Here is a 7,688-nt window from a genome sequence, read left to right on the forward strand (position 1 = left end):
TTTCTGGCCATTCATTCGAAAACCTGAAACTGTTGTGCAAGGTCATTCACGGAAGCCACACGCCATGCAAAAACCAAACGCCCTGCTGGTTTGTTCCCTCAGTGTCATTGCAGTGATCGGGATATGGGGTGTCATCGACATTCAGAGCTTGGTGACCTGGGCCAGTGGCATTGTCCAACAGACCTTCCACAGCCGGGGATGGTTTGTGATGCTTGCCGCCTCGGGCATGTTGATCGGGTGTCTGGTTCTGGCGTTCTCGAAATACGGGAACATTCGCCTTGGTCGCGATGACGAAGAACCTGAATTCTCGACCGCCACATGGATTTCGATGTTGTTCTCAGCCGGGATGGGGGTCGGTCTGTTGTTCTGGGCGGTGGCCGAACCATTGACCCACTTCAATTTCATCTCAGGCATGGCACCCGATTACATAGCTGCACAGCAGGCCATGCTGGCGACCAACTTCCACTGGGGCCTGCACGCCTGGGCCATATACGGATCAACAGCCCTCACCATTGCCTATTTCAGCTTCCGGCGCGGCACCGGGATGATGGTCAGCGCACCAATCAAAAGCCTGTTTCCCGGTGAACGCTGGGCCGAACGTGTCGGATGGCTTTCGGACTTTATGGCGATCATCGCAATTGCCATTGGCGTTGGCGGCTCAATGGCCATGGGCGTCTTTCAGGTCGCAGACGGAATTGCGGTGTTGGGAGGTCGGGAAACGGTCGGAGCTCTTCTGATAACCGTCGTGTTTCTGGCGATGGTCGGGGCTTACATTCCAGCACTTTTGATCGATCTGGGGCAAGGCATGGCGCGCTTGTCAAATGCCGCCATGCTGATTGCGATCGGCCTCGTCGCCTACACCATCATTCTTGGGCCAACCGAATATCTTTTGAATACCGTGGTTCAGGGATTTGGCGATTACGTCACCAATGTCATCCCAAGAGGTTTTCAAACATTTACGTTTTTTGGGGATGACGTCACCAAATGGTTCAGCGACTGGACCCTCACCTACATGGTCTGGTGGATCGCCTGGGGGCCGTTTGTCGGCGTCTTCGTGGCCCGTATTTCTCGCGGTCGGACGATACGAGAATTCGTGATCGGAGTTCTATTCGCCCCCACCTTGTTTTCAATCCTCTGGTTCGGTGCTTTTGGCGGTATCGGGCTGTTCGAGGCGCTTAACGGTGCGGGCGAACTGCTGACCTACACGCAGACAAACATTGAACGCGTGACCTTTGCTCTGCTCGACCGGCTACCGCTGTCCCTGATGACAACGCTTGCAACGGTACTGGCCGCGTTTTTGTTCATTGTAACCAGCGTCGTAAGCGCGGCATTTGTCCTTGGCACCTTCTCGACCGGTGGCGACGAGAACCCGCCCCCCCGCGTGCGTCTGATCTGGGGGGCGCTACTGGGGTTACTGAGCGTTGCGATGATCCTTTCTGGGTCAGTGGATTCAGTTAAGATCCTCATCTCGCTGGGTGCTTTGCCCTTTGTCTTTATCTCTGTCCTTCTGATGGTCTGCTTGTTACGTGGCCTCAGAGAGGAGGGTCAACACAATGCTGATCGGTGATCTGACAGATACCCTGATGAACCTTGTGACCTTCGCGTTCATCGCGGCGATGATCTGGATCTTGCTGCGCAGGTGACACCGTTTATCGCCAAATTGAATTCGCGTTGAAACGCATCCCTTTTGCAGGTTTCGTAAACACATGGAAAAAGTTGCACTGATAACCGGCGGCGCCAGAGGGATTGGCAGGGCAATCGTTGAAGAGCTTGGCCGTGATCACCAAATCGCGTTCACATGGTTGAACAGCGCCCCCGATTTGGATGTGTTGGACGGCGACGTTCTGGCGATACGCTCAGACCTGACGCAGCCAGATCAACCGACTCAGGTTATTGAACAGGTCATCGCACAATTCGGACGGCTGGACGTTCTTGTGAACAATGCGGGACTTGTGCGCGCGACACCCAAAGAGGCGTTCAATCAACAGGACCACAGGGACATTCTTGACCTGAATGTGCTTGCGCCAGTGGCCCTTCTGACCGCCGCCCTGCCCCATCTGCAAGCTGGGGCGTCCATCGTGAACATCTCCTCCATGAACGCGACCCTTCCACCGCGCGATGCCGCGACCTATGGGGCCAGTAAGGCTGCGCTCAACCTGTGGACGCGTGCCATGGCCAAAGAGCTGGGCCCGCAGGGTATCCGCGTCAACGCGATTGCCCCGGGCGCGATCAACATCCCCGAGGCCCCGCGTCCGGATGATCTGACGGAACTGTTTGTCAAAGACACCGCCCTTGGCCGGGTGGGCGCGCCGGCAGACATCGCAAAAGTCGTGCGGTTTCTTGCCTCGGACGCAGCGGGGTTCATAACCGGCGAAGTCCTAGGCGTTACCGGGGGCTATCGGTTGTAGTTTTTGTTGCCGCAAGACAAAGGGATTTATCCGCCCGCAGCCTTTTCCAGTGCAGGCCGTATTGTGCTTTCGATCACGCGTTGCGTAATCGGCCCGGCAAAGCGCAGGATGATCGTGCCATCGCCGTCAATCACGTAGGTTTCAGGCACACCGTACAGGCCCCAATCCAGCGCCATTCGGCCTTGTTCATCCCGGCCGATGGCAGCGTAAGGGTCACCAAGTTCGGTCAAGAACGCATCTGCGTTGGCCAGTTGATCTTTGTAGTTGATCCCGTAAACCGGGATGCCTTCTTTGGCGAGGGCTTCCAGATTGGGGTGTTCGGCCCGGCAAGGCGCGCACCAACTGGCCCAATAGTTGACCAGCTTGACCTCTCCGTCGCGCAGGGTTGCGTCATCGAACAGAGTCTTGCCGGGAAACTCGCTTAGAACCACAGGCGGGGCGGGCTGGCCTTCACGCGCGGATGGCAGGGCATTTGGATCGTCGCGGAACATGCCGATTCCGGCCAAGACGGCAAAGGCACCAAAAATCAGCGGCGGGGCGATCATCAAGGGCGATATCTTAGCCATTGCGCGACATCCTTTGTTCGACCTTTTCCATGTCACGGCGCACTTTGCGTCCACGCATCACACTGAACGCGATCAACGCCACCAGAAGAACGATAGACACGGCATAAGACGACAGAACCGCGTCCGCGTATTTTCCAAGATCGGGAATCATCCGCCCACCCTTTCCCGCGCCATCAGCGCCTTGATCCGACGTGCCCGAATTTCGGTTCCGGTGCGATACAGCACCAATGCGATGAACAGCAGCACAAAACCTATGATACAGACCAACAGCGGGTAGAAGAAAATATTGCTGACCTTCTCTTCGGTGTCTGTCCCGGTCACAGCCGCAGCGCGCATGACAGATGCGCCCTGATGCAGTCCCTGATTCCAGAAGTTCACCGCATAGCGGCTGAGGATCGCGAAAACAGACCCCACAAGGCACAGGACCGAGGTCAGATCAGCCGCTGTATCCGGGTCTTCAATCGCCTCCCACAGAGCGACATATCCAAGGTAGAACAGGAACAGGATCAGAAACGAGGTCAGTCTCGGATCCCACGCCCACCAGGTGCCCCACATGGGCTGCCCCCAGATCGCACCAGTCAACAATGCGATCAGGGTCATCACAATCCCAATCGGTGCCGCCGCCCGCGCCGCAAGGGCGCTGACATGGTGACGCCTTATTAGCCAAACCAGCGACGTCGCCAGCATCATAAGCCAACAGTTGATCGCCATCAGCGCTGAAGGCACGTGCAGATAGATGATCTTAACCGTCGACCCTTGTTTGTAGTCGTCCGGCGTAAAGAAAAAGCCCCAGATCAGCCCAACAACGATGCAGGCAATCGAGGTGATCCAGAAAAACGGAAGAACACGCTCACTGGTGGCAAGAAACTTGCGCGGGTTGGCATATTCCCAGAGGGCGTTGGCTTTGGCTGCGATAGACATGGGCCCTATCTAGTCCGAGTTGGGGTGGTTCTCAATTGACCTTGGTCAAAATTGAGACGGTTCACCGCAGATTGATACGCAACACGGCCGCACTGGCAAAGGGCAGCAGCGCAATGGTTGCCGCTGTGATGCCTGCCAGCATGAGCAAGGGCGTTTGTACCTCCATCCCCGTTGCCCCGCGCCGCGCAACCTCGGCCCCGAAAATCAGTGTAGGCACGTATAGCGGCAGCACCAGCAATGACAAAAGCAAGCCGCCTCGCTTCAAACCGACGGTCAGGGCTGCGCCAAAGGTTCCAATCACGCTCATCGCCGGGGTGCCAATCAACAGCGAAATCACCAGCCAGAAGAACCCCGGCACAGGAAGGTTCAGCAGAACCCCCAGGAACGGAGCTGCAAGTACAAGAGGCAATCCTGTGGTCAGCCAATGCGCCAGTGCCTTGATGGTCACAACTGATTCCAATGGCAGCGGCGCGGTGGCCAACAGGTCCAGCGACCCGTCTTCCCAATCCAAGGCCAGCAACCGGTCAAGCGACAGCAGACAGGCCAACAACGCCCCCAGCCAAAGAACACCGGGCGCGATAGTGGACAATAGCGAAGATTGCGGACCCACCGCAAAAGGCACCATCACGGTTACGATCAGGAAAAACGCCAGTCCCAGTCCAAACCCGCCGCCCGCGCGAAAGGCCAGTTTCAGGTCGCGCAGCAAAAGGGCGATCACAGGAAGCCTCCGTCGAAATCGTCAATGGGTTTGGGCTTGGCCTTGTTGGGTCCTACGTCCAGAACCTCTCCGTCCAGTCCAAGATCGATATGGGTTGCAATCAGGGCCGACCCGCCCTGCCCCAGATGGGTTCGCACCGCGTCGGCAAACATTTGCACTGCGTTTTTGTCCAGCGATACAGTGGGCTCATCCAGCATCCAGATCGGTCGTCCTGTCACCAGCATCCGGGCAAGCCCCAGCCGTCGCTTCTGACCAGCAGACAGGTTGCCGGCGTGGCGATCAGCCAATTCATTCAGATCAAACGCATCCAATGCGTCTTGTATGCCGCTTGTCCCAAAGACCGAGGCCCAGAAGGTCAGGTTCTCGGTCACGGTCAGTGTCGGCTTCAACCCGTCCGAATGCGCCGCGTAGGCAATCTGGTCCTCAGCGCCTTCAATGGCTCCTGCAAGGGGTGGCTGCAAACCCGCCAAAGTGCGCAGAAGGGTCGTTTTGCCGATCCCGTTCGGCCCGCGTAAGATCAACGCCTTGCCGGGCGGCAGCTGAAAGCTGAGACCTTCCAGCACTGGAATGCCACCACGTGTGATCGACAGGTCGGATACAGTCAGAGTCATGAAACTCGCTTAGCGGATTGTTTGCAGGGGCAAAAGGCAAGATTTGCCGCAGGGTCGTCGCGGCTTTGCTGATTTCGCCTGCCGAATGAGGGAGCCTGTCAAACAGGTATCAAAGCAAGCGCAATCCGACGCCCTTCCGAAAGCAGCACGTTATAGGTGCGGCATGCGGCGGGCGAATTCATGATTTCGACGCCGATTCCGGCGTTTTCCAAAGCAGCGCGCAGCGTTTGAGGAATATGTGACATATCCGTGCCAGTGCCGATGAACAGGACGTCGATGTCGTCTGCAAGGTTCAGCAGCGGCACTGGGTCATCATAGCCGCCCCATCTTGTTGTTCCGTTTGGGCCGATTAGAACCGGGCCTTCGTGGACTTGCCCGCCGACGCGGAAGAAGCCGGGGCCGTAGCCGTCGACCGGCATTGCACTGGTGTAGGTGATCTCGTTCAGGCGCATATGCGCTTTCTATCCCCAAAGCGGCAGGCCCGACAAGGCTGCCAGTGCGATTGCGATATAAGCTGCTGCGCGATAAAGCCTCTCACGCTCGGGGCGGAACATCCATCCGCCCAGCCAATTCCCCACCAGGTTCGGGATTGCCAGAGCAAGACCCAGCGCTGCAGCCGCCCATGTAACACGACCCATCCCAGTCAGGTAGCCGAGAATGAGAAAGTCGAACACGAAGAGAAACAACAGTATCGTGGCGCGGATGACCTGCACCGACAGCGGACGGGACATATAAAACAGGATTACCGCCGGCCCCGGAAGCCCTGCGACACCGCCCAGAAACCCGGCAGCGGCGCCGATGCCCGAGACCATCGCTCGAGTGACTTGGCCGTTATAACGCAGCCCCAATATCAGAACCGCGAGCATGAAAAGCGCAAGCAGGCTGACCGCATATCGAAACACATCGGGGTCTACGCGGGTCAGCACCCACAGGCCCAGCGGCAGAAGCAAAGCGCAACCTCCGGTCAAGCGGGCAAGATCGCCTTTGTCCACATTGCTCCACGCGCGGCGCAGATTGGGCAGAGGGCCAAAAATGTCCATGATCGTCAACCCGATCAGCGCACCGAATGGGCCAAGATAGGGCGAGGCAAGGGGCAGGAAGACCAGCGCGGTTCCAAAGCCCGAAAATCCGCGCACAACGCCGCCAAGAAAAGCCGCAAAAAGGATAATGGCCAGCCCTTGAGGGGGCTGGCCGAAAAGTTCAGGCATCAATGTTGGCAAACTGGTTGCCCGCCGTATTCGACGGTTTGGACCAGTCGCGCTTGACCCCCAGCCACAACAGGATCGTCGAAGCGACGAAGACCGACGAATACGTCCCGACAATAACACCCCAGATCATCGCAAAGACGAAGCCGCGGATCACGTCCCCACCCAGCACATAAAGCGAGATCAGCGCCAGCAGCGTGGTGACCGAGGTCATGACCGTCCGGCTGAGGGTTTCGTTGATCGAGATGTTCAGAACCTCCTTGAGGTCTTTCTTTTTGTATTTGCGCAGGTTTTCCCGCACACGGTCGAACACAACCACCGTATCGTTCAGCGAGTAGCCCACGATAGTCAGAAGCGCAGCGATGATCGCCAGATCGAACCGGATTTGCAGTTCCGAGAAGATACCGATGGTCAGGATCACGTCGTGCACAAGGGCAGCCACAGCCCCCAGCGCGAATTGCCATTCGAAGCGCAGCCAGATGTAGACAAGCACCGCGCCGATGGCCAACGCAACGGCAATAACCGCAGTCTGGATCAACTCGCCCGATACCTTTGGTCCGACCGACTCGACCGAGACAAACTGAATGTCAGGCACAACGGTTTGCAATGCGCCCTCGACGGCGTTGATCGTGGCGGCCTCAACCGCTTCGGCATCGGCCTGCGCCTGAATTCGGATCATGGCGACGTTTTCGTCCGGCCCGAAAGTGGGGTCGAAAATCTCGGTGATCGTGACATCGCCAAGCTCCAACGGCGCAATTGCGTCGCGGTATACACCCACATCAATCGGTTGGGCGCTTTCCGTACGGATCGTTGTACCGCCACGGAAATCGATACCGAAATTCAGGCCCTGCAACATGAAAGAAGCAAACGCCACAACCATCATCAGGCCAGAGATGCCCAGCCAGATTTTCCAGCGGCTGAAGAAATCGAACGAGGTATTCTGGGGTACGAGTTTAAGTCTCATGTCAAACCTCGATCGTTTTGGGTCGGCGGCGTTCGAACCACATGACGACCATCAGGCGCGTCACGAAGATTGCGGTAAAGACCGAGGTCAAAATGCCCAGCCCCAGCGTAATCGCAAAGCCGCGCACAGGACCACTGCCCATGGCGAACAGGATGGTTGCAGTTATGAATGTGGTGACGTTGGCGTCCAGAATGGCCGACAGCGCCTTTTCATAACCCAGCTCAATCGCCCGCGCCGGGCCTTTGGCAGATTTCAGTTCCTCTCGGATCCGCTCAAAGATCAGCACATTGGCATC

11 protein-coding genes are annotated in these 7,688 nt (G+C 57.5%); 2 read left to right on the forward strand and 9 right to left on the reverse strand.

Going from position 1 to position 7,688, the window contains the following annotated elements; translation table 11 throughout:
• Window positions 1-64: 64 nt before the first annotated feature.
• Both AC2FNU_RS12320 and AC2FNU_RS12325 read left to right on the forward strand, forming a co-directional pair.
• Complete coding sequence (locus tag AC2FNU_RS12320) at window positions 65-1,567, forward strand: BCCT family transporter (protein ID WP_496788472.1); 1,503 nt, start codon at window positions 65-67, stop codon at window positions 1,565-1,567.
• A gap of 139 nt (window positions 1,568-1,706) precedes the next feature.
• Window positions 1,707-2,408, forward strand: coding sequence for an SDR family NAD(P)-dependent oxidoreductase (locus AC2FNU_RS12325; RefSeq protein WP_496788475.1), 702 nt, complete (start codon window positions 1,707-1,709; stop codon window positions 2,406-2,408).
• A gap of 26 nt (window positions 2,409-2,434) precedes the next feature.
• On the opposite strand, the gene AC2FNU_RS12330 is transcribed toward AC2FNU_RS12325, so the two are convergent.
• From AC2FNU_RS12330 to AC2FNU_RS12370, 9 genes are all read right to left on the reverse strand, one after another.
• On the reverse strand, window positions 2,435-2,974 hold the full coding sequence (locus AC2FNU_RS12330; RefSeq protein WP_496788478.1) for a DsbE family thiol:disulfide interchange protein: 540 nt from the start codon (window positions 2,972-2,974) through the stop codon (window positions 2,435-2,437).
• Window positions 2,967-3,125 carry a heme exporter protein CcmD gene (gene ccmD, locus AC2FNU_RS12335; RefSeq protein ID WP_496788479.1) on the reverse strand — a complete coding sequence of 53 codons (159 nt, stop codon included), beginning with the start codon at window positions 3,123-3,125 and terminating at the stop codon, window positions 2,967-2,969. The genes AC2FNU_RS12330 and ccmD overlap by 8 nt, the downstream gene beginning before the upstream one ends.
• Complete coding sequence (locus AC2FNU_RS12340; RefSeq protein ID WP_496788481.1) at window positions 3,122-3,895, reverse strand: heme ABC transporter permease; 774 nt, start codon at window positions 3,893-3,895, stop codon at window positions 3,122-3,124. Before AC2FNU_RS12340 ends, ccmD begins: the two co-directional genes overlap by 4 nt.
• Window positions 3,896-3,956: 61 nt before the next feature.
• Window positions 3,957-4,613 carry a heme exporter protein CcmB gene (gene ccmB / locus AC2FNU_RS12345; protein WP_171185885.1) on the reverse strand — a complete coding sequence of 219 codons (657 nt, stop codon included), beginning with the start codon at window positions 4,611-4,613 and terminating at the stop codon, window positions 3,957-3,959.
• Window positions 4,610-5,224 (reverse strand): heme ABC exporter ATP-binding protein CcmA, encoded by a 615-nt coding sequence (gene ccmA, locus AC2FNU_RS12350; RefSeq protein ID WP_496788485.1) that lies wholly within the window; start codon window positions 5,222-5,224, stop codon window positions 4,610-4,612. The genes ccmB and ccmA overlap by 4 nt, the downstream gene beginning before the upstream one ends.
• Window positions 5,225-5,322: 98 nt before the next feature.
• Window positions 5,323-5,676 carry an Mth938-like domain-containing protein gene (locus AC2FNU_RS12355; RefSeq protein ID WP_496788487.1) on the reverse strand — a complete coding sequence of 118 codons (354 nt, stop codon included), beginning with the start codon at window positions 5,674-5,676 and terminating at the stop codon, window positions 5,323-5,325.
• 9 nt (window positions 5,677-5,685) lie between these two features.
• A complete protein-coding gene (locus AC2FNU_RS12360) occupies window positions 5,686-6,432 on the reverse strand; it encodes a TSUP family transporter (protein WP_496788490.1) in 747 nt (248 codons plus the stop codon).
• Window positions 6,425-7,393 (reverse strand): protein translocase subunit SecF, encoded by a 969-nt coding sequence (gene secF, locus AC2FNU_RS12365; protein ID WP_496788491.1) that lies wholly within the window; start codon window positions 7,391-7,393, stop codon window positions 6,425-6,427. Before secF ends, AC2FNU_RS12360 begins: the two co-directional genes overlap by 8 nt.
• Window position 7,394: 1 nt before the next feature.
• A partial coding sequence (locus AC2FNU_RS12370) for an MMPL family transporter (RefSeq protein WP_496788493.1) occupies window positions 7,395-7,688 on the reverse strand: 294 nt, incomplete at its 5' end.

The sequence above is a fragment of the Ruegeria sp. BHSB064 genome (assembly GCF_059613205.1).